At 73.6% G+C, this 19,919-nt stretch carries 20 protein-coding genes; 7 read left to right on the top strand and 13 right to left on the bottom strand.

Going from position 1 to position 19,919, the window contains the following annotated elements:
- Positions 1–112: 112 nt before the first annotated feature.
- The gene (locus tag ACIQWR_RS20330) at positions 113–1,360 is read right to left on the bottom strand and encodes a saccharopine dehydrogenase C-terminal domain-containing protein (RefSeq protein ID WP_404011237.1); all 1,248 of its coding nucleotides are present in this window, start codon (positions 1,358–1,360) and stop codon (positions 113–115) included.
- A gap of 123 nt (positions 1,361–1,483) precedes the next feature.
- On the opposite strand from ACIQWR_RS20330, the gene ACIQWR_RS20325 reads away from it, so the two are divergent.
- From ACIQWR_RS20325 to ACIQWR_RS20310, 4 genes are all read left to right on the top strand, one after another.
- Entirely contained in the window at positions 1,484–2,182 is a 699-nt protein-coding gene (locus ACIQWR_RS20325; RefSeq protein ID WP_404011234.1) for a TetR/AcrR family transcriptional regulator, read from the top strand.
- A gap of 152 nt (positions 2,183–2,334) precedes the next feature.
- Positions 2,335–3,888, top strand: coding sequence for an APC family permease (locus ACIQWR_RS20320; protein WP_404011232.1), 1,554 nt, complete (start codon positions 2,335–2,337; stop codon positions 3,886–3,888).
- Between the two features lie 165 nt (positions 3,889–4,053).
- Complete coding sequence (locus ACIQWR_RS20315) at positions 4,054–4,524, top strand: cupin domain-containing protein (RefSeq protein WP_404011229.1); 471 nt, start codon at positions 4,054–4,056, stop codon at positions 4,522–4,524.
- Positions 4,525–4,706: 182 nt separating this feature from the next.
- The gene (locus ACIQWR_RS20310) at positions 4,707–5,972 is read left to right on the top strand and encodes an FAD-dependent oxidoreductase (protein ID WP_404011226.1); all 1,266 of its coding nucleotides are present in this window, start codon (positions 4,707–4,709) and stop codon (positions 5,970–5,972) included.
- Positions 5,973–5,999: 27 nt separating this feature from the next.
- On the opposite strand, the gene ACIQWR_RS20305 is transcribed toward ACIQWR_RS20310, so the two are convergent.
- From ACIQWR_RS20305 to ACIQWR_RS20275, 7 genes are all read right to left on the bottom strand, one after another.
- Positions 6,000–6,995, bottom strand: a complete 996-nt coding sequence (locus tag ACIQWR_RS20305) for an ABC transporter substrate-binding protein (RefSeq protein WP_404011223.1) — start codon at positions 6,993–6,995, stop codon at positions 6,000–6,002.
- 80 nt (positions 6,996–7,075) lie between these two features.
- Positions 7,076–7,927, bottom strand: coding sequence for an ABC transporter permease (locus tag ACIQWR_RS20300; protein WP_404011220.1), 852 nt, complete (start codon positions 7,925–7,927; stop codon positions 7,076–7,078).
- A complete protein-coding gene (locus tag ACIQWR_RS20295) occupies positions 7,924–8,772 on the bottom strand; it encodes an ABC transporter ATP-binding protein (protein WP_404011217.1) in 849 nt (282 codons plus the stop codon). The genes ACIQWR_RS20300 and ACIQWR_RS20295 overlap by 4 nt, the downstream gene beginning before the upstream one ends.
- Positions 8,773–8,882: 110 nt before the next feature.
- Positions 8,883–9,665, bottom strand: a complete 783-nt coding sequence (locus ACIQWR_RS20290) for a hypothetical protein (protein ID WP_404011214.1) — start codon at positions 9,663–9,665, stop codon at positions 8,883–8,885.
- Complete coding sequence (locus ACIQWR_RS20285) at positions 9,662–10,549, bottom strand: sigma-70 family RNA polymerase sigma factor (protein WP_404011466.1); 888 nt, start codon at positions 10,547–10,549, stop codon at positions 9,662–9,664. The genes ACIQWR_RS20290 and ACIQWR_RS20285 overlap by 4 nt, the downstream gene beginning before the upstream one ends.
- Positions 10,550–10,551: 2 nt before the next feature.
- A complete protein-coding gene (locus ACIQWR_RS20280) occupies positions 10,552–10,770 on the bottom strand; it encodes a hypothetical protein (RefSeq protein WP_404011212.1) in 219 nt (72 codons plus the stop codon).
- Between the two features lie 515 nt (positions 10,771–11,285).
- A complete protein-coding gene (locus tag ACIQWR_RS20275; RefSeq protein WP_404011209.1) occupies positions 11,286–11,870 on the bottom strand; it encodes a phospholipase A2 in 585 nt (194 codons plus the stop codon).
- 179 nt (positions 11,871–12,049) lie between these two features.
- Between ACIQWR_RS20275 and ACIQWR_RS20270 the strand changes: the two genes are divergently transcribed.
- Genes ACIQWR_RS20270 through ACIQWR_RS20260 form a run of 3 tightly spaced genes read left to right on the top strand, consistent with a single transcriptional unit; the run spans position 12,050 to position 14,987 of the window.
- Complete coding sequence (locus tag ACIQWR_RS20270) at positions 12,050–13,186, top strand: sensor histidine kinase (RefSeq protein ID WP_404011207.1); 1,137 nt, start codon at positions 12,050–12,052, stop codon at positions 13,184–13,186.
- Positions 13,183–14,325 carry a hypothetical protein gene (locus ACIQWR_RS20265; protein ID WP_404011205.1) on the top strand — a complete coding sequence of 381 codons (1,143 nt, stop codon included), beginning with the start codon at positions 13,183–13,185 and terminating at the stop codon, positions 14,323–14,325. Before ACIQWR_RS20270 ends, ACIQWR_RS20265 begins: the two co-directional genes overlap by 4 nt.
- On the top strand, positions 14,298–14,987 hold the full coding sequence (locus tag ACIQWR_RS20260) for a LuxR C-terminal-related transcriptional regulator (protein ID WP_404011202.1): 690 nt from the start codon (positions 14,298–14,300) through the stop codon (positions 14,985–14,987). Before ACIQWR_RS20265 ends, ACIQWR_RS20260 begins: the two co-directional genes overlap by 28 nt.
- A gap of 74 nt (positions 14,988–15,061) precedes the next feature.
- Here the strand turns inward: ACIQWR_RS20260 and ACIQWR_RS20255 are convergent, their stop codons facing one another.
- The 5 genes from ACIQWR_RS20255 to ACIQWR_RS20235 all read right to left on the bottom strand — a co-directional run bounded on the left by ACIQWR_RS20255 (position 15,062) and on the right by ACIQWR_RS20235 (position 19,913).
- Positions 15,062–15,469, bottom strand: a complete 408-nt coding sequence (locus ACIQWR_RS20255) for a DUF3224 domain-containing protein (RefSeq protein WP_404011200.1) — start codon at positions 15,467–15,469, stop codon at positions 15,062–15,064.
- 70 nt (positions 15,470–15,539) lie between these two features.
- Positions 15,540–16,859, bottom strand: a complete 1,320-nt coding sequence (locus tag ACIQWR_RS20250; RefSeq protein ID WP_404011197.1) for a GNAT family N-acetyltransferase — start codon at positions 16,857–16,859, stop codon at positions 15,540–15,542.
- 320 nt (positions 16,860–17,179) lie between these two features.
- The gene (locus ACIQWR_RS20245) at positions 17,180–17,572 is read right to left on the bottom strand and encodes an ATP-binding protein (protein ID WP_404011195.1); all 393 of its coding nucleotides are present in this window, start codon (positions 17,570–17,572) and stop codon (positions 17,180–17,182) included.
- 162 nt (positions 17,573–17,734) lie between these two features.
- Complete coding sequence (locus tag ACIQWR_RS20240) at positions 17,735–18,718, bottom strand: hypothetical protein (protein WP_404011193.1); 984 nt, start codon at positions 18,716–18,718, stop codon at positions 17,735–17,737.
- A 673-nt stretch (positions 18,719–19,391) separates the two neighbouring features.
- Positions 19,392–19,913 carry a hypothetical protein gene (locus ACIQWR_RS20235; protein WP_404011191.1) on the bottom strand — a complete coding sequence of 174 codons (522 nt, stop codon included), beginning with the start codon at positions 19,911–19,913 and terminating at the stop codon, positions 19,392–19,394.
- Positions 19,914–19,919 lie beyond the last annotated feature (6 nt).

Raw genomic sequence — 19,919 nt, 5'->3', positions numbered from 1 at the left:
TCTCGGGGCTCCGCCCCGAACCCCGCTCCTCAAACGCCGGAGGGGCTGGGTTCGGCTCCGCCGAAGGGGCCGGGGTCGGCTCCGCCGGAGGGGCTGGGTTCGCCGGGCGGGGTCAGTGGTGTGTGGTCGCTGCCGCTTCCTGTTCGCGGAGGCCCCACGGGGAGCCGTAGGCGGTGAGCAGGTCGAGGAACGGGCGCGGGGCGAGCGCCTCGGGGCCCAGTACGCCGGAGCCGGACCAGGCGCCGCTCGCGAGCAGTTCGAGGGCGACGACCGGGTTCACGGCGGTCTGCCAGACCACGGCCTGGGAGCCGTACTCCTTCATCGACCACTGGTTGTCGACCACGTGGTAGAGGTAGACCTCGCGGGGCCGGCCGTCCTTGGTGCCCTTGACCCAGGTACCGGCGCAGGTCTTGCCGGTCATCCGGTCGCCGAGCGTGGCGGGGTCGGGCAGGCAGGCGGCGACCACGTCGCGCGGCGACACCCGCACCGGGCTGCCGTCCGCGCCGCGGACCGTGACCGGCTCGGTGGAGTCGAGGCCCAGCGCGTGCAGGGTCTTGAGCTTCCCGATGAAGTCGTCGCCGAGGCCGTACTTGAAGGTGACCCGGCGGGCGCCGACCCAGCGCGGGACCAGCAGAACCTCCTCGTGCTCGACGTTGACGCACTCGACGGGGCCGATGCCCTCGGGGAAGTCGAAGACCTCGGGCTCGCTGAAGGGCGCGGTGGTGAACCAGCCGCGCTCGCGCTCGTACACGACGGGCGGGTTCAGGCACTCCTCGATCGTCGTCCAGATGTTGAAGGACGGGGCGAAGTCGTAGCCCTCGACGGCCAGGTCGGCGCCGTCGCGGATGCCGATCTCGTCGATCTCGTCGAAGAGTTCGTCGGCGGCGTAGCGGGCGAAGACGTCCGAGAGCCCGGGCTCGACGCCCATGCCGACCAGTGCGAGGCGGCCCGACTCCGTCCATTGCCCGGCCCGTTCGAACTGCTCGTCGCCGAGCTTGACCCCGCAGGTGCCGTACGGGTCGTCGGGATGCGGGCGCGACAGGGACATGGCCATGTCGACGTAGTGGCTGCCCGCCGCGAGCGCGGCGTTGAACAGCGGCATCACGAAGCGCGGGTCGGTGGCGTTCATCAGGACGTCGCAGCCCTGCTCGGTGAGCAACCGGGTGACCGCGGCCTCGTCGGAGGCGTCGACCCGGCAGGCGCTGAAGCGCCGCTCCTCCTCGCCCAGCGCCGCGACGGCGGCCCGGGCGCGGTCCGGGTCGTAGTCGGCGACGACGAAGCGGTCGAAGAATCCGCGGCGGGCGGCGATCTCGACGATCGCGCTGCCGACACCGCCCGCACCCACGAGCAGAACACGCATGACGAGGTCCTTTCTCCAGGAGGCCGGTGCCTCCGGGGGCTGATGGAACCCGCTGCTCCGATGTAAGGTCAATGGTGTTGGCATAAGGGCGGCAGCGGCTGACCTGGGGCGGAGGCGCGGGCGATGGCGAAGGACGTGGTTCCGGAGGAGGCGCGCAAGCGGCGGCGCCCGACCCGGCAGGGGACGGTGCTCTCCGAGCGGCTGATCGTCGAGACCGCGCTGCGGATGGTGCGCGAACACGGCAGCGCGGGTCTGTCCGCCCGGCGGCTCGGCGCGGCGCTCGGCGCCGATCCCAGCACCCTCTACCGGTACTTCGACGGCATGGACGGGCTCACCCTGGCCATCGGCGACGAGCTGATCGGCCGCGCGCTGGACGGGTGGGCCGCGACCGGGCGGTGGCGCGAGGACCTGCGCTCCCTCGGGCTGCGGATCCACGCCGCCTACCTCGCCCATCCGCAGGCCGCGCTACTGACCGCGAGCCGGGTGACCGGCCGTCCCCGGGAGATCGCCGCCGACGAGGCGGTGCTCGGGAGCCTGCGCGGAGCGGGCTTCCCCGACGTGGACGCCGTGCGGATCTACCACGCCTACATCGACCAGTGCCTGGCCTTCTCGGCGCTCGACGCGGGCTCCCTCGCGCTGACCGAGAAGGCCCGCGCCTCCGACGAGGAGATGTGGGAGTCGACGTACGCCAGGCTCCCGGCGGACGCCTACCCGAACATCGCGGCCACGGCGGGGCTGCTGGCCGCGCGGATGCCGCACAGCGCCTACCCGGTCGCACTGGAGATGCTGCTGGAGAGCGCCGAGCGGCAGCTGCCCGCCTGAGGGTGCGCGGCCCCCCTTACGCCAACACCATTGACCCGCCCCGCGACGCACGGGTTTCCTCATCGCATTCACGCCACGTTCACGTTTCACGTGTGCGCGCGCCGCACCGCAGTACGGCAGCGCACCACACGGCACCGCACCAGTGAGGGACCATGGTCGAAGACACCCCGGGGACGCCCGCCGCCACGCTCAGACCCAATGCGATCGGCTTCGTCGACGCCCTCGCCATCGGGCTGAACGCCACCTCACCGGCGTACTCGCTGGCCGCCGTGATCGGGCCGATCGTGGCCCTGGTCGGCGTCCACGCCCCCGGGGTGATGCTCGCGTCCTTCGTCCCGATGGTGCTCATCGCCTCGGCCTTCCACTACCTGAACCGCAGCGATCCGGACTGCGGCACCACCTTCTCGTGGGTGACGCGGGCCCTCGGGCCCACCGCGGGCTGGCTCGGCGGCTGGGCGATCACGATGACCGGCGTCCTGGTGGTCGGCTCGCTCGCCGACGTGGCGGTGCGCTTCGGCCTGTTGGCCGTCGGCCTGGAGGACCTGGCGGGCGACACCCTGGTCCGGGAGGTGCTCACCGTCCTGGTGATCCTGGTGATGTCGGCCCTGTGCGTACGGGACACGCAGGCCGCGGCCCGGCTGCAGAACGTACTGGTCCTGCTCCAGACCCTGTGCCTGTTCGTCTTCGCCGGTGTCGCCCTCTACCGGGTCTACGCCGCCACGGGCTCCCCGGACGCGGTCCGGCCCTCCGTCGAGTGGCTCGATCCCTTCGGGGCGGGCGGTTCGGCGCTGACCGGCGGTCTGCTCCTGGGCGTCTTCGTGTACTGGGGGTGGGAGTCGGCCGTCAACCTGACCGAGGAGACCAAGGACTCCTCCTCCGCCCCGGGCCGGGCGGGGATCTGGTCCACCGTCATCCTCCTGGCCACCTACGTGTCCGTGGCCTTCGCGGTCGTCGCCTTCGCCGGGACCGGCTACCTGGCCGCGCACGCCGACGACGAGGAGGCCGTCTTCGCCGCGCTCGCCCGGGAGGCCCTCGGCGGCTGGGACTGGATCGTCCTGCTCGCCGTCGCCACCTCGGCGCTCGCCTCGACCCAGACGACGATCATCCCGGCCTCCCGCACCGCCCTGTCGATGGCCCGCAGGCAGGCCCTGCCCCGCAGCTTCGGCCGGATCCACCCGCGCCACCGCACGCCCGCGATCAGCACCTGGTGGGTCGCCGCCGCGGCGACCGTCTGGTACCTGGTCATCCGCCGGATCAGCGAGAACGCACTCGCCGACTCGCTGACCGCCCTCTCCCTGCTGATCGCCTTCTACTACGCCCTCACGGGCATCGCCTGCGCGGTCTACCACCGGCGGCGACTGACCTCGGGCGTGCGCGAGTTCCTCTTCATCGGCGCCGGTCCGCTCCTCGGCGCGGGGCTGCTGTTGTGGCTGCTCGGCGAATCCGTCGCCGACATGGCGGACCCCGCCAACTCCGCGGGCGGGGCCTCCTGGTTCGGACTCGGACCCCCGCTCGTCATCGCGCTCGGCCTGGGCCTGGCGGGAGTGCTGCTGATGCTCGCGCGGCGCATGGCGTCGGGCGCCTTCTGGGCGGAGCGGCCCTCCACCGCACCGGACCCCGCGAACGACCGGGTGCGATCGGCCGCCGCGGGCTCCTCCGACCCAAGGTCGGCGCCGCGCACCCCCGAGTCGGCCGGCTGGCACTGACGGGGCGTCGGGAGGGACGGCCGGGACGGTGGTCCCGGGCGACCGGTGACCTTCGGCCCTGCTGCGCGGGGCGACCCTCTCCCACGATGGAACGCGTCCGGCGGCGGCAGCCGTCCCTGCCGCCGCACGCGGATCGTCCCGCACCGTGATCGAGGGAGTACCCCCATGCGCAAGCCGTTCCGCACCCTGTCCGGGACGGCCGCCGCCGTCGCGGTCCTCCTGACCGCCACAGGAGCCTCGGCAGCCGCCGGGGCGCCCGGCGCCGGGCCCGCTCCCGTGGTGAAGGAGATCGCACAGGGCCGGCAGGACGGGTCCGTGGAGGTGTCCGTGAAGGGCCCGACCCAGGTCGACTTCCGGGAGATCACCCTGCCGCCGGGCGCCGGCACCGGCCGGCACTGCCACTACGGGCAGTTGGTGGGCGTCGTGAAGTCCGGCACGCTGACCCACTACGCGCCCGTCTACCCCGGCGGAGTGCACGTCTACCGCGCCGGTGACTCCATCGTCGAGGGCAGCGGCTACGTCCACGAAGGCCGCAACGAGGGGACCGAGGACACGGTCCTGTGGGTCACCTACGTCACCCCCCAGGGCAAGCCCCTGGCCGAGAGCGACCTCGCGCACTGCGGCACCGGCCACTGAATCCGCTCGTCCCGCGGACCGGGCGGAACGTCCTCTTTCGGCGACGCGGACTGTCCCTTGGGCGAGTGCGCCGGACGCGCGGGCCGCGCACGATGGGAGCATCACCCTGCTCCGCGGAACCGCCATGTCCCACGACGTCCCGAACACCGCGGCGCCCCCGACATGAAAGCGGTACCGCCACCGTGCACAGCACCCCCCTGCCCACCGAGGAGTTCGATGTCGTCGTGGTCGGCGGTGGATCAGCGGGTGTGGCCGCGGCGTTGGGCGCCGCCCGGGCCGGTGCCCGGACCCGGCTGATCGAGGCGTACGGCTTCCTCGGCGGCGCCGCCACCGCCTCCGGCGTCGCCATCTACTGCGGCTTCACCGATCAGCGGCGCGAGCGCGTGGTGGCGGGCGTCGGCGCCGGGATCCTGCGCCGCCTCCACGCGGCGGGCGGCTCCTGGGACTCCGGGTTCCCCTGGTCCGGGAACAGTTTCGTGCTGCTGGACGTGGAGATCACCAAGGCGGTGCTGGACGAGGAGCTCGCCGCGTCCACCGTCGACGTGCGGCTGCACAGCCGGGTGGTCGACGCGCGGAGCTCGGGCGGGCGGGTGCGGGAGGTGGAGGTCGCCGATCCGGCCGGCCGCCACCGGGTCCGGGCCCGGTCCTTCGTCGACGCGAGCGGCTGCGGCACCTTCTCGGCCCTCGCCGGGGCCGGGGTCGTGGTGGCTCCCGTCGCGGCCCGGCAGACCAGCACCCTGGTCAGCCGGATCGGCGGGGTCCGTCCGGACGCGGACCTCTCCCGGGAGGGCACGGCGGCCGCGATCGCGGCCCACAACGCGGTGACCGGCCGCACGTTGCCCCGGGACCGGGGCGTGCTCGCCCGGCTGCCGGTGACGGGAGAGGTGCTCTCCCTGCTGGTCGACGAGCACGTCGACACCCTCGACCCGGTGGCGCTGACCCGGGCCGAGACCGGGGCCCGCCGGCAGGCGCGGGAATACCTCGACGCCCTGCGCGCGGGCCTGGCGGGCTGGTCCGGGGCGTACCTGGTGGCGACCGGGCCCCAACTGGGCATCCGCGAAGCCCGCCGGATCGCCGCGCGCGAGGTGGTCACGGGCGACGACGTCCGCTCGGCCCGCAAGCGCCCGTACGACTCCATCGCGCGCTGCGGCTGGCCGATCGAGGACCACGAGGCGCCGGGGGTGACGCGGTACGAACCCATCGAGGGCCGCGGCTGGTACGACATCCCCTACGGGGCGATCTGTTCGGTGGACCGGGAGAACCTCTGGGCCGCCGGGCGGCTGACCGGCTCCGACGACGACGCCTTCACCTCCCTGCGGGTCATGGGCACCGCCTTCGCCACGGGGCACGCGGCGGGCGTCGCCGCGGCCCTCGCCGCCCGCGGCGGCCCGGCGCACGACCTCCGCTCGATCCGCTCGGAACTCCTGCGCCAGGACGCCCTGATCTGAGCCGGGGCCGCGCCGCTCCCGCGGCCCTCAGCGGGCGGAGTCCGCGACGAGCCGGTCCGCGGGGAGGGGGGCGGAGTCGAGGAGGCCCGCGGTGGCGTAGGCCTGCTGCTGGGCGGTGAGTTCGGCGGTGTCGGGGGCCAGGTCGGGGGTCCACCGGTAGGGCGGGGTGGCGCGCAGGACCTCGACGCTCTGGCCGGTGGCCCGGGACAGGGCGGCCAGGACCTCCTCGCTCTTCGCGCCGTCGCCCTGGAGGTCGGCCGCCGCCCGGCGCAGGGCGGTCAGGAACTTGGCGGCGCCGGGGGTGCCGTCGAAGGCGGAGCCCAGGACGAGTCCGCTCGCGGTGGTGCCGCGCGGCGGGACGGCGAGGGCCTTGGCGGTGCCGTCCGCCTCCATGGCGGTGGTGAAGGGGGCCGGTGCCATGGCGGCGTCGACCCCGCCGTTCGCCAGGGCGTTCTTCATGTCCGGGATGGCGACGTTGACGACGGTGACGTCCTTGACCGTCAGCCCGGCCTGGCGCAGGGTCGCGGCGAGCTGGTATCCGCCCGCCGCTCCCCCACCGCCCGCCACGGCCACCTTGCGTCCGCGCAGGTCCTCGGGCCGGGCCAGCTCCCCGGAGTCGGCCAGCCGCCGGGACACTTCGAGGGTGGTGGGCGAGGGGTGTTCGCCGGTGGAGCCGCCCATGGAGGCGGCCACCTTCACCTCGACCCCCTTGGCCATGGCGTTGAACAGACCGGCCGAGAAGCCCGCGGCGACCGCGTCGACCTTGCCGGTGCCCGCCAGGGGCACGGCGTCCTGGCCCGTCTTGACCTTGTTCAGCTCGACGGCGAGGCCGGCGTCCTTGAAGTACCCCTTGGCCTCGGCCACGTAGAGCGGGGCGAAGAGGGTGGAGGGGACGTGGGCCACCTTGACGGGTACGGGCCCCGCGGCCCCCGCGTCGGCGGGGCTGGCGCGCTGGCAGGCGGCGGTGGCCGCGAGGAGGGCGGAGACGGTGGTGAGGGCGAGGACGGGCAAGCCGCGGCGCATGGTGAATCGTTCCTTCTCAAGGTGAGGTCGAGCCTGAGGGTCGGGGTGGGAGGACGGGTCGGGACGGGGACGGGAGCGGGTCACGCGGCGGTGCGGTCCCGGCCCCGGCGCCAGGGCATCGCCACCCGCTCGGTCAGGGCGAGGAGCGCCGAGAGCACCGAGCCGAGCACCGCGACCGCGACGATGCCGGCGTACATCCGCTCGGGTTGGAAGAGGGTCCAGGAGTTCCAGATCAGGAAACCCAGCCCGCTCTCGGAGGCGACGAACTCGACGGCCACCACCACGACCACCCCGAGCCCGGCGGCAGTCCGCAGCCCGGTCAGTACCGCGGGGCAGGCTCCCGGCAGCAGCACCAGGCGCAGCAGCCGCGGCCCCCTGGCCCCGTAGGCGCGGGCGGTCTCCAGGGCGCGCGGGTCGATCTGGCGCACCCCGGCGGTGGTGTTGATCTGGAGGACGAAGAAGACGGTGATCGCGACGGACAGCACTTTCGGCGTTTCGGTCAGCCCGAAGACGAGGAGCAGCAGCGGCAGCGTGGCGATCTTCGGTACGGAGTACAGCGCGGCGAACAGCGGCCCGAGCGCGGCCCTGGTGTGCCGGGAGGCCCCCATCGCGAGACCCACCAGTACGCCCGCCAGCGCGCCCAGCGCGTAACCGGGCAGCAGCCGGGCGAGGGTGGCCCCCAGGTGCGTGCCGAGTTCGCCCGTACCGAGCAGGTCCGCCAGGCACCGCGCGATCTTCGAGGGCGGCGGGAAGAGCAGCGGGTCCACCGCGCCGAGCCGGGCCGCGGCCTCCCAGCCCAGCAGCAGGGCGGCCGGTACGCCTGCCCCCAGGGCCAGGGCCATCGCGGACTCCCGGCGGCCGCGGCGCACCGCGGCCCGGGCCGCCGCGGCCGCGGTGCCCGACGGGCCGGGACGGGGCGCGGTGGCGCTCACCGGTGTCCCCCGTCCCGCGCCGGGGCGGCCCGCAGGGCCTCCCAGACCTCGGCCCGCAGCCGGGCGAAGGCGGCGGAGTCCTCGACGTCGGCGGTGCGCGGCCGGGGGAAGGGCACCGTGAAGGAGTCGGTCAGGGCGCCCGGCCGCGGGGACATCACCAGCACCCGGTCGCCGAGGAGCAGCGCCTCGTCGAGGGAATGGGTGACCAGGACGACGGTCTTGCGCTCCTGCTGCCACAGCTCCAGCAGGTGCTCGCGCATCAGCCGCCGGGTCTGCGGGTCGAGGGAGCCGAAGGGTTCGTCCATGAGCAGGACGGGGCTGCCGGTGGCGAAGGCCCGGACCATGGCGAGGCGCTGGCGCATGCCGCCGGAGAGCTGGTGCGGGTAGCCGTCGGCGAACTCGGCGAGCCCGGCCCGGGCCAGCCAGGGCTCCGCGGCCCGTTCGGCGGGGCGCCTGCGCATGCCGGCCATGCGCAGTCCGAAGGCCGCGTTGGACCGTACGGTCAGCCAGGGCAGTACGCCGAAGTCCTGGAAGACGAAGGCGACGTCCGGCCGGCCGTCCGGACGCGGGCCGGTGCCGCCCGGCGCGACCGTGGCGACGTGGCCGGCGGAGGGGGCGAGCAGGCCGCCGAGGAGGCGCAGCAGAGTCGACTTCCCGCAGCCGGAGGGTCCGACGACGCAGACGAACTCGCCTTCCCGCACGCTCAGGCTGACCCCGTCGAGGGCGTGCAGCACGCCGCCGCCGGCGGCGGCGAAGTAGTGGTCCACGCGGTCCGCCGCGAGGACGGCAGGGGGCGGTGGGGAGGGCGGGCGCGGCGAGGTCGGTGCCGTGGGAGAAGTGGTCACCGGAACGAGCCAACCGGGTGGGGGCCGATCGTTTCTTCCGCCCTTCGGCCCCTTCCCGGGTCCGAAAGAGGACAAGGCCGGGTGGGGTGCGCGCACCCCACCCGGTCCGGTCAGCGGGTGGCGGTCTCGCCCAGGGGGTGGAGTCCTCTCGTACGGATCGTCGGGAGCGGGGCGGAGGGCGGCATGTTGCGGGGTCGGGGTGCCAGCAGGGCGCTGATGCGGGCGGCGAATCCGGGGCCCGGCATGGGGAGGTCCATGTCGGGCTCGCGGAGGTAGCCGGTGGCCACCGCCGTGGGCATGAAGTCCATCAGCTCGATCACCGCGGCCGAGCGGTGCCGGGCCATCTGCTTGGCGAGGCGGTGCAGCACGCGCAGGATCGTGGCCGTGGACGGGCTGTTGATCCGCTCGTCGAGCTCGGCCGCACCCGCGCCCGCGGCCCCGTCGAGCGGGGTCGACTGGACGTCGTCGGTCTGCCGGAGCCACCACTGGGCCGTGTCGGTCTCGCCGAGGGACAGGTGGTGCAGGTAGAGGCAGTAGGCGGCGGTCGCCTGCCCGGCGCCCGCCGCGTACTGCCACCAGAACCGGGCCCCGTCGTCGGCTTCCGTCAGCTGGAGCACGCAGGCCAGCACCAGTGCGCTGCGCGGCTCGGGCACCTGGTCCGTGACGAACTTGGTGACGGTGACGGCCGGGGTGTGGCTGACCAGCGTCTCGCACAGGGCCCGCAGGTTCTCGGCGGCCACGGCGGTGGTGGTGTCGCTCGACGGGAGGGCGTGCGCGCGCGGGCGGAGGTGGGGTTGGGGTGGGGAGCAGGGGTGGGTGCGGACGACGTCCCGGGGTACGGTGCGCTCGCGCACCAGCAGCGCCCGGGCCAGGATCGCTTCGACGGCTGTCATTCGATGGGGCCTTCACTCTCGGGCGGCGGGAAGAGGATGCGGCGGGCGTGACGTTCGTCCGAGCGCACCATCGGCGGCGGGACTCCGAGCAGGGCGGAGGACTCCTCGACGGTGTTGCCGCACAGGTGGCGCAGCACCATGACGTCCTGGAGGTTGGCGGGCAGTCGGCCGATGGCCCGGAACAGCTCCAGGCTCTCGGCCAGTTGCTCGGCGGGGTCGGTCGAGCGGGTCAGCCGGCGCACGGCGACGGTGTCGAAGGCGGCGGGGACCAGCTCGGGCCAGCCGTCCAGGTGCGGGGTCTTGGCCATCACGGTGGCCCGCAGGATCTTCCAGGCGTAGCGGCGGATGTCGGGGCTGGCCAGGGCGCTGTTCCAGGACAGCCAGAGGATGTCGAAGGTGTCGTCGACGGCCGCGTCGCAGGGCGCGTCGGTGAGGAACGCCTGGGCGTAGCGGCGGTAGCCGCCCTCCACGGTCCGGCGGAAGGGTTCGTGGGCCACGGGCGGGTTGGGTTGCGGGGCGGTCAGGGCCGACTTGTCGCTGCACCGCTGGACCCACTCGTAGGTCTTCTGCGCGTCCAGGGCCGCCTGGCGCCAGAGCCGGTACAGGGGGATGAGCGGCATGTCGAGCTCGGCGGAGAGCCGGTAGATGACCTCCCACCGGGGGTACAGGCCCAGGCCCCGCAGGAGTTCGGAGAGTTTCGACTTGGCCAGCGGGACCCGCAGGCCGAGCTCGCTGAGGGTCAGGCCGCTGGCGAGGTACTGGTCCCGTGCGTGCTCCAGCCATGCGCGGTGGGAGCTGCCGACGGTGTCCGCTATCGGGCCGAGCTTGCGCCCGGGGCGCGCGGGGACCGGCTGGGGAGCCGGGACCTTCGATTCGGAGGACATGGTCACGGGGTGCCGTCCTCCCCGTCGGGGACCGCTGCCACCCGGTGGCCGGACGCCGCGGCGGTCCGTGATCGGGCCGCCTGGAAGACCTGCTGCACGGTGAGGCCCAGGGCCGGTGCGAGGGTGGCGATCGCGGCGCTCTGGCCCATGGCGGTCATCGCCACGCTCCAACCGAGCACCATCAGCAGCGCGACGATGAACACGATGTACTTCTTCGGCATGGTCGTCCTCGACTTCGTTGGGAGTCGGCCTCATGACCCGTCCGGCCATCCGGGGCCGGGCGACGGGAGTCCTCAACAACCGGGTGCCGGCCGGCTGTTGGGGAGGCTCAGCATGGACCGCCGACCCTCCGCAACGCCACGTGATCATGGATTCACGGAACAATGGCGATCACGGAGTGTCGCGGGGCTGAACACGGATGACCGTTCCGGTGCTGGTCGAGGGCACAAGCGCGTGCCTCCGGGAGAAGTTCCCGGATTTCCTTGCAATCCCGGCGCCGACCCCCGTCAATGGGTGCAGGGCACCGTTGGTGTCGGCCTTCCATCCGGAAGCGGCCCGCTCCCGTGCCGAGAACAACAGGGGGCGCGCTGAACCGTCCCCGCCCGGCCGCTGTTGGAGGCCGGGCGGGGACGGAGCGCGTCGAAGCCGGAGCGCGTCGAAGCGCTGGACGAACATATAGCCCATCCGACCGACAGCGCGGGCCGCTGCCGGTCGGATCCTCAGCCGAGGTACTGGTTCACCAGCCGACGTACTGGTTCATCGAGATCCTGATGTCGTGCAGCTTCCAGGGGACTTCGCCGAAGACGCGCACGCCCCGGTAGTACAGCTCGGCCATGTCGTCGCACGCCGCATTGGACTTCATCGCGGTGCAGGAGGCGTGCATGTCGTTGCGGAACCATTGGTCACAGGTGGCCCGGTCCGCCCAGCGGAACTTGTAGCAGCCGTCATGGTGCTTGCACGCGTGGTGGAAGTCGAACTTCCCGGTGAGGTAGCCGTACAGCGCGGCGGGCGGCTTGCCGTACATGACGCGGGCCGTATGGAAGCCGGAGTCGGGGACGTCCGTGCAGCCGTCGGTGTCCCAGTACTCGCCGCCCTCGTTGTACGGGGTGGCGTTGACGCCGGGGCGGGTGGTCGCCGCGGCCGTGGACGCGGGGACCAGCAGCAGGACCCCGCCGCCGAGCACCGCGGTGGCGCCGGCGATCAGCCGCCGGCGGACGGCGCCGCCGCCCCGGGGCCGGCGGTGCGAGTGGGGCCGCCGGTTCGGCTGTGGCTGCGGATTCGACTGTGGATTCGACTGCACGTGCGGGTGCGGAGTGGACATGGCACCTTCCTCGTCGCAGGGGCGAGCGGGGACGGGCCGGCGGCCCGTCTCCGGACCCAACGCTAGGCAAACGGAAGCCGGTTGGGAGTCGTGCGACCGACCGACAGCACGCGGCCCGACCGACCGGCACAATCGAATCCTCGGCCCGGCACACGGGCCGGACGCGCGAGGGAGGGCTCATGCCGGTAACCGACAGCGCGGTCGCCCACCTCTACCTGCTCGGCCACCGCTACGTGGCGGTGATCCGGATCGCGACGGGCGTCCCGACGCTCGTCGTCGCCTCCTGGGCGGCGCCCGCCGCCCCCTCCGCGCGGGTGGCCTTCGCCGTCCTGGCGCTGGCGACGGTGTGGAGCGCCGTGTACGTACGGGCCCTGCTCCGGGGGCCGGGGGCGGCGGCGACCTTGACCGACGCCGTCGTACTGGCCACGCTGGCCGCGAGCGCGCCGTGGTCGGTGCCGCTGGACTGGCTGGAGCACGGCAGGTCCTGGCTGCTGCCGTTCCTGTCCTTCGCCTGCGTGGGCTACCAGTACTACGCGAGCCGGCTGCTCGGCGGGGTCGCGGCGCTGCTGGTGCTGTCCGGCGCCATCGTCGGCACGGCCGCGGCCCTGCCCGCGCGCGGCTCGCTCGACAGCCTGGTGACCGCGGCGTGGTCGCTCGTCATCGCCCTGCTCGCGCGCATGCTGTGGGAGCTGATGCTGCGCGGCGGCCGGCTGGCCGACGCCGACGCCGCGGACGCCGAGGCGGCCCGCGCCGAGCAGCGCGCGAAGGCACGGATCCGGGCCGCCCGGCGGGCCTACGACCGGACCCTGCACGACACCGCGGCCACGACCCTGCTGTGGGTCGGCTCGGGCGCCGAGGGCATCTCACCGGCCCTGTTGGCGGCGCAAGCGGAACGCGATCTGGAACGGCTGTCCTGGACGTCGGAACCCGCCATGGAGGTGGACCTGATGCAGCGGCTGAAGGCGGCCATCGACCTCACGGCCGTACGGGTCGAGCTGCGGGGGCCGCGGTCGCTGCGGCTGCCCTCGCCGGTCACCGTGGCGCTGGCCGACGCCGCCGGAGAGGCGCTCGTGAACGTGGCCCGGCACGCCGAAGTGGGCCACTGCTCGGTGACCGTCACGAGCGACGGACCGGGTGCGGGCGCGCGCGTCGAGGTGAGCGACGAGGGGATCGGCTTCGACCCGGCCGCCGTCGGGCCCACCCGGCGCGGGGTGCGCACGTCCATCGTCGAACGCGTCGAGGAAGTCGGCGGCCGGGCCGCCATCAGGTCCCGGCAGGGCAGGGGAACCACCGTCAGTCTGGAGTGGCCACGATGAACAGCATCCACCGGGCGGGCGGGTCGACCGGCGCCGCTCCTGCCGCCGAAGAGTTCCTGTACCACCTGCGCCTCGCCGTGCTCGGCATCTCCGGCGTCGTGTTGCTGTCGATGAGTTGGCTGCGCAACCTCGACGCGTACCGGCCGCTGTGGATGCAACTCCTGGCGTACGGGCTGCTGTTGGGCATAGCCGTGGTCGAGGGGGCGTTCACGCTGCGCCGCCGGCCGTGGGGCGCCGAACGCTGGGTCGGTGTGGTCCTCGCCCTCGGCGCGTCGGTCCTGTCCTGCGCTTCGTTGCCCGCCGGGACGCCGACGACCGCCGCGGACTGGGCCTTCGGCACCGTCGGCTGGATCGGGGTCGTACTGCTCCTGGACCGGCCGATGGTCGAGCTGGTCCTCTTCCTGGGTGCGCACGAGGCGATCACCGCGGTGAACCTCGCCCTGTCCGGGCCCGTGGCCGAAGGCGCCGTACTGAACTTCGTCACCGGCTCCCTCGGCACGATCGGCTTTCCGCTGGCCTGCGGGGTGGCCGCCACCGCCCTGCGCCGCACCGCGCACGAGGCGGAGGCGGCCCGCCGGCGGACCGAGCACATCCGGCACTCCGAACGGATCGCCGCCCGGACCGCCCAGGCGCTCCAGGACAGTTACGCCGGTCTGCAGGGCAGCACGGGCCCCCTGCTCCGCGGGCTCGCCGACGGGACCCTCGACAGCAACGACCCGGAGGTCCAGCGGGAGTGCTGGACCGAGGCCGCCCGGATGCGCCGGCTCTTCGCCGAGACCGACGACGTACCGAACCAACTGGTGCACGAGCTGCACGAGTACGCGGACGCGGCGGAGCGGCGCCGGGTGCGGGCGGAGGTGATCGCCCACGGCACCCCGGTCGACCCGCCGCCGGAGGTCCGGTTGGCGCTCGGCGGCTTCCTGCTCCCGGCGCTGGCGAGCGCCCGGAGCTGGGCCAAGGTCACGGTGGTCTTCACCCCCGAGTTCGTCTCGGTGCAAGTGGTGGGCGACTGCGGGGCGATCGAGCCGGCGCCCCCCGACGCCCGCGCGCCGGGAATCACGACCGACAGCTTCTTCGACGCGGACGACGACACCCTCTGGATGGAGGCGCAATGGCGGACCGACCGATCACCGTCGTGATGCTCGACGACCACGGCGTGGTCGTCACCGGAGTGCGCGAATGGTGCGCACGGGCGCGACCACCGATCGACCTCATCTCTGCGGAGGGGCTGCTGAGCCGGGTGTGGACCGGCGAGGGCGCCCGAGCCGACGTGGTCGTCTTCGACCTCGCCTACCTGGTGGACAAGGTCTTCCAGTTCCACGAGCTGCGCCAACTGGTCAGCAGCGGGCGCCGGGTCGTGGTGTTCTCCGGGGAGACGTCCCCGGAGAACATCCTGGAGTGCGGGCGGCTGGGGGCCCTGTCCTTCGTGACCAAGGCGGAGGGCGAGACGCACCTGATCAACGCCATCCGCGCCGCGAAGGACGGGAAGACGTACACGGCTCCCCGGCACGCGGGCACGATCGTCGGGTCCCGCGCCCCCGACCGGCCCGAACTCTCCGAGAAGCAGGTCGAGGTCCTCCTCGCCTGGTGCGGCGGGCTGTCGAAACCGGCGGTCGCCCGCAAGCTCCACATCACCCCCAGCACGGTCGCCACCCACATCGAGCGGGCCCGCAGGCGCTACGACGAGGTCGGCCGCCCCGCCCCGAACAAGGTCAGCATGACCAACCGGCTGATCCAGGACGGGCGGCTGAGTTCCAGTCAGGCCGATCCGCTCGCCAACGACCCGTGGGACGAGACATGACGATCACCATGTGACTCGCCATCGGGCCCCCACCGGTCCCCACGCGCCGCGGGGACGCCCCGGCCCGGAGCGGCTCAGCCGAGCTCGTAGTCGAACCACATCCGGTGCGTGCCATCGGCGTCGACGGCCAGGCCGCCGGCGCCGGTGATGCCGGCCAGCTCGCCGGTGCCGCTGGAGGGCACGATGGTGAAGAACTCCGCGGTGCGGTCGACGCCGGACGTGGTCGCCGAGTGCGCGAAGTTGAAGGAACCCTCGCGGCCCCCCAGCGCGCCCTCGAAGGACTCCATGGCCACGTAGGTGCCGACCCCGGTGGACTGGTCGAAGGCGGCGGTGAACAGGGTCGCCGAGCGCCCCACGACCTCCCCCTCGAAGTGCTTCTCCATCGTCGCGACGCCCACCGGCGTCCCGGTGGGCACAGCCGGTTCCGGCTGCAGCGCGGCGGGGGTGAATGCGGTGACGGTGAAGGTTGCCGTAGCTCTCATGCACCGACGGTACCGAGGGGGTCCGACAACGGCGGCCGACCCGCGGACGACCCGCCGCCGGCCCGCGGGTTCAGAGCCGGGGCAGCAGGGAGCGGCAGAAGCCGTGCGGGAGCCAGGGCGCGGCGGGCGAGGCGAAGGCCGTGGTGGCGGCGGCCAGCGCGCCCGGGGTGTGCTCCCGCACCCGGCCCGCGGCGGCCAGTTCGGTGAGGGTGGTGCCGCCCAGGTAGGCCGAGCCGAGGGCGCTGGCGTCCAGGCCGAGGTCGGGGGCGTCGTACGTCCGGGCGCACACCGCTCCGGAGGCGTCGCCGGTGAGCCGCCAGCGGCCCCGGTTCCAGGGCGCGAGAGCGTCGTCGAGGTCCAGGACGAGGTCGAGCGGGGCCGCGTAGGAGCGGGCCGTGAGCGCGATCGGGGCGTCGACGACGCGCACGTAGAGGCTGTCGAGCACGGTCGGGGCGCAGCGCCGCACGTCGGAGACGAGGTGGAGCAGGGCGTCGTCCACGGGCCGGTTGGGGGCCACGACACGCGAGGTGAGGTCGGTGTCGAGGAGGAAGCGCCACAGGGCGGCGTAGGCGCGCGGGTCGGTGGCCTCGACGTCGCGGACCCGGACGGTCCCCTCGGCGGTGTTCGCGGCCGACCACGCGACGCTCACGGTGTAGCGGGCGTAGCCGACGGGCCGGCCGTCGATCCGCGCGACGACGCACTCCAGGGGGCGGGCGCCGGCGCGGGTGGCGGGCGGGTCGAGCAGCGGGAGGTGTTCCCAGCCGGGGGCGCGGGCCAGCATCCCGGGGCGGGTGGGGACCTGACGCGCGTAGATCTCCTCGGTGATCTCCAGGGCCTCGTACGGGTCTTCGAGGGTGAGGGTCAGCGGCGGGGCCCCGGCGGGCTCGGCGGGCGTGCGCAGCGATATCCGGCGCGACTGGACGTCGAGGGAGAGTTGGCGGGCGGCGGCTCCGTACCCGAACCGTTCGTAGATGGGCGCCTCGGAGGCGGTCAGGACGGCGAGGGGTTCGCCCTGGCGCTGGAGGGACTCCAGTTGATGGCGCATCAGGTCGGAGAGGATCCCACGGCGCCGGTGGGTGGGCCGGACGCCGACCATGGTGACGCCCGCGGTCGGGACGAGGTGCCCGCCGGGGACGCTCATCCGGAAGGAGAAGATCCCGGCGGTGCCGACGAGGTCGGCGCCGTCGCGCACGGCCACGCAGCGTTCGGGCTCGGCGAGGCGCCGCCACAGGGCGGTCGCCCCGGCCGGTTCGCTCTCGTGGAAGGCGTCGAGCACGGCGGTGTAGAAGGCGTCCCACTGGCCGGGCAACAGGGCGCTCACGTCCCAGGCGGGCGGGCGTACGGCGCGGGGCGCGGCGGGAGCGGTGGTGCGGGCGTGCGTGGTGGACATGGACATGGACGTGGACGTTGACGTGGACATGGACGTGGACATGGCGGGCGCCCTTCCGAGGAGCTGTGGTGATCGGTCAGCGACCATCTCTAGCAATCGGAGTCGAATGTTCACAGAGGGTGAGACCTGTTCACGCCACGGACCCCCGCCCTTCGATTAGGGCAGGTGGGGGCCTTGTACGCCTTGCCATCCACGGGCTCGACAACGATGTACCAGCTACTCCACCACCAGGCGCGCTCGGTTTTCTTTGGCCTGTTAGGGGCCCGTTCGGGGACCGTTCGGGGACTGTTCGAGGCCTCTTCGGGGCCCGCCGGTACCGCTCACGCGGGGGCGGCGCCGAGGCAGAACCAGAGCCACTTGCCGTGCCCGAAGGTGCTGAAGCCCCAGGACCGGCTCAGGGCCGCGATGATCCCGAGGCCCCGGCCGCCCTCCTCATCGCCGCACCCCGTGCGGGTACGGTCGGCCGGCGCCAGGTCGGCGTGCCCGTCGCGGACCGCGCACATCAGGCTGCCCGTCTCCTCGTCGTGGCTGATCACCAGGCGCAGCCGATCGCTGACGGTGTGCTCCACCGCGTTGGCGACCGCCTCGGAGAGCGCGAGCCGCCCGTCGTCGGCGAGCTCCCCGGCGCCCACGCACACCCCCAGGGCCTGCCGGGCGACGGAGGCGGCGGCGGGGGTGGCGGGCAGCGTGATGTCGATCAGGTGAGCAGACACGGCGGGCTCCTCGGCGTCCGGCAGGTGACGTCCCCCTCCTTCCACGGTAGGCACCTCGGGTGGATCGCATACCGGCCGATAGGCCGGGCCGAACCGGCCTTTCGGAGGATGGTCACGGCGCTCGCCGCGAGCGCCCCCGCCGACCCCGCTCGCCGACCTCCGTCAGTGCCCCGTCGCGCGGCCCAGGCCCGCGTCGTGGCCCAGCCAATCCCACCCGTTCGCCCGGGCCCGCTTCGCCGGACCCAGCGTGACCCGGACGAGGGGCTCTCCTTCGAACGAGGTCCGTTGCACCGCGATGACCCGCACGTCGGTGCGGTCGGGCACGATCGCCTCGCCCTCACCCGTGCTCGACACGTTCAGCGCGGTGTTCAGGGGTCGGGTGGGCACTCCGGCGAAGGTGTACAGCACCCGCTCCGAGCCGTGCTGCTTGCGATGGCCGAGGAAGGCGGAGGCCTTCTCCTCCGAGGTCGAGACCGAGGTGGGTGCCTGTGTCCGCAGCACGTCACCCGGCTTGTGGGCGAAGGGTCCCGACAACACCTCCGCGCGGTAGCAGGACCTGCTCTTCCCGGGCACGGAGGGAAGTCGGAAGGCTTCGCGGAAGTGGGCCGCCAACTCGGCCGGCCTCATCCGGAGGAACTTCGCGAAGAGCGGCTCCATCAGGCGGACGTCGTCGTCACGGCCGCAGTCGGTGAGGGTCCCGCGCAGTTCGTCGGCCACCTGCCCGGCCGTGGGCCGGCGCAACCCGGCGTCGCTCAGGTCATCGCGGTTGCTGAGGCGGAACATCTGGGAGAGGTAGGCGGAGCCCAGCTCGGTTCCGTAGAACCACGCCTCCGCCCGGCTCAGGATCCGTTGTTCCTCCTCCTGCTTGTTGCGCTGCCGCTTGGCAGCGGCCCGCTGCTGTGCGCCGCTCATCTCCTTCCGCGTCTCCTGGGTCCACTCGAACAGCTGCCGGGCGAGGTCGGCCCGCCCGCCGCCCTGCCGATACCCGTACGTGCTGCAGAAACCGCCGGCGGAGGCGAACGGGCCCGCTCCCTTCAGGTACGCCTGCAGGTCCTTGTCCACTTGTTTCAGTTTGTTCTGGGCCTTCTGCTGGCTCTGCTTGCCCGTGTACGCGAGTTCGACCTGGTTCTTGTGGGTGACGTACATGTCTGGCTTGCCTTCCGAGAGGACGGTGCTGGCGCGGGAGGGAGGTGTCGTCCCTTGCCACGGTCCCGCGCCGGGGCCGCCTCCGGTTCACCCGATCGACCGTGATCCAAAGACGCTCGCCGTCACCCTTGGGCGCGTCCTGAGGGCCCGGGGCGGGGCGGCTGCCCGCCAGGCCGGCGGCGGTGAGCACCAGAGCGGCCAGGGCGGCCAGGGCGAGGGGCAGTGCGGGGGCCGGGGCGGCCTCGGCGTAGAGCGTTCCCGGTCGGCGGCCAGGAACGCCTCGACCGTGCCGAGGGAGTGGGGCGCACCGGCCGCTTCTCGGGCCCGCACCAGGTCGACGGGCGCCGGGCCGGGCCGCCGCCCAGCACCAGTTGGTCTCCTCCTGCTTGCGCGTCGCGATGTCGATCCGTACCGGATCGGCCTGCGCCGCACCCGTGGCGGCGACCGAGGCCGCGGGCGCACGGCCCGCGAACGCCCCCCGTGCCGGGGCCCGCGGCACGGGGGCGTTTCTGACGGGAAGTGAGCGCGGCCGACGCTACCGGCGGCGCGGGGCGGCCGTACATGCCAAAGGGAAAGGTTTCCGGCATATCACCTGATGTGCTCGTACGGGCGATCCGGTGCGCCCGGGCCCGTATCGGCCCGGACGCACCGCATGGACGCGAGGGCGGCCGGACTACATCCAGATGGTGGAGGTGGCCACCACGCGCGCCCGATCGGGCTGCGCGGGGTCGCCGTAGCGGACCTCGACCCGCGGGTGCGAGCGGATGAACTGCGCGTCGGTGACGGTCACTTGGCGCGGATCCTTGACCGTGGCCGACACGAGGTCGAGGTTGCGGAAGAAGCCCCGGTCGCCCGTCGCGGGCGCGTAGAGGAAGAACACGCCGCCCGTGTAACTGCGGGCGGCCGTCGCCTCGTCGAGGGTGAGGGCCCAGTGGCTCAGCGGCTGCCCGCCGTGCCAGGTGGTCAGCTGGCGCGCGCGCAGCCCGTCGAGTTCGGCCCAGGCGAAGGGGTTGGGGGTGTCGGTCGTGGCCGCGGCCGGACCGGACGCGACCGCTGCCGCGGCGGCTCCGGTCGCGGGCTGCACCGCGGCCTGCGCGGCGACCGGTGCGAGGCCGAGGGTCAGCGCGGCGGCGGCGGTCACTGCCGCTGCGGTGACGAGGCGGCGGGACGGAAGGGGAAGGGGTCGGGATGACAACGTCGT

This window comes from Streptomyces sp. NPDC098789 (genome assembly GCF_044759975.1).
In the GTDB taxonomy this organism is placed as follows: Bacteria; Actinomycetota; Actinomycetes; order Streptomycetales; family Streptomycetaceae; genus Streptomyces.
Note: the sequence above shows the minus strand (reverse complement) of the source record. Positions and strands in the feature narration are given on the sequence as shown.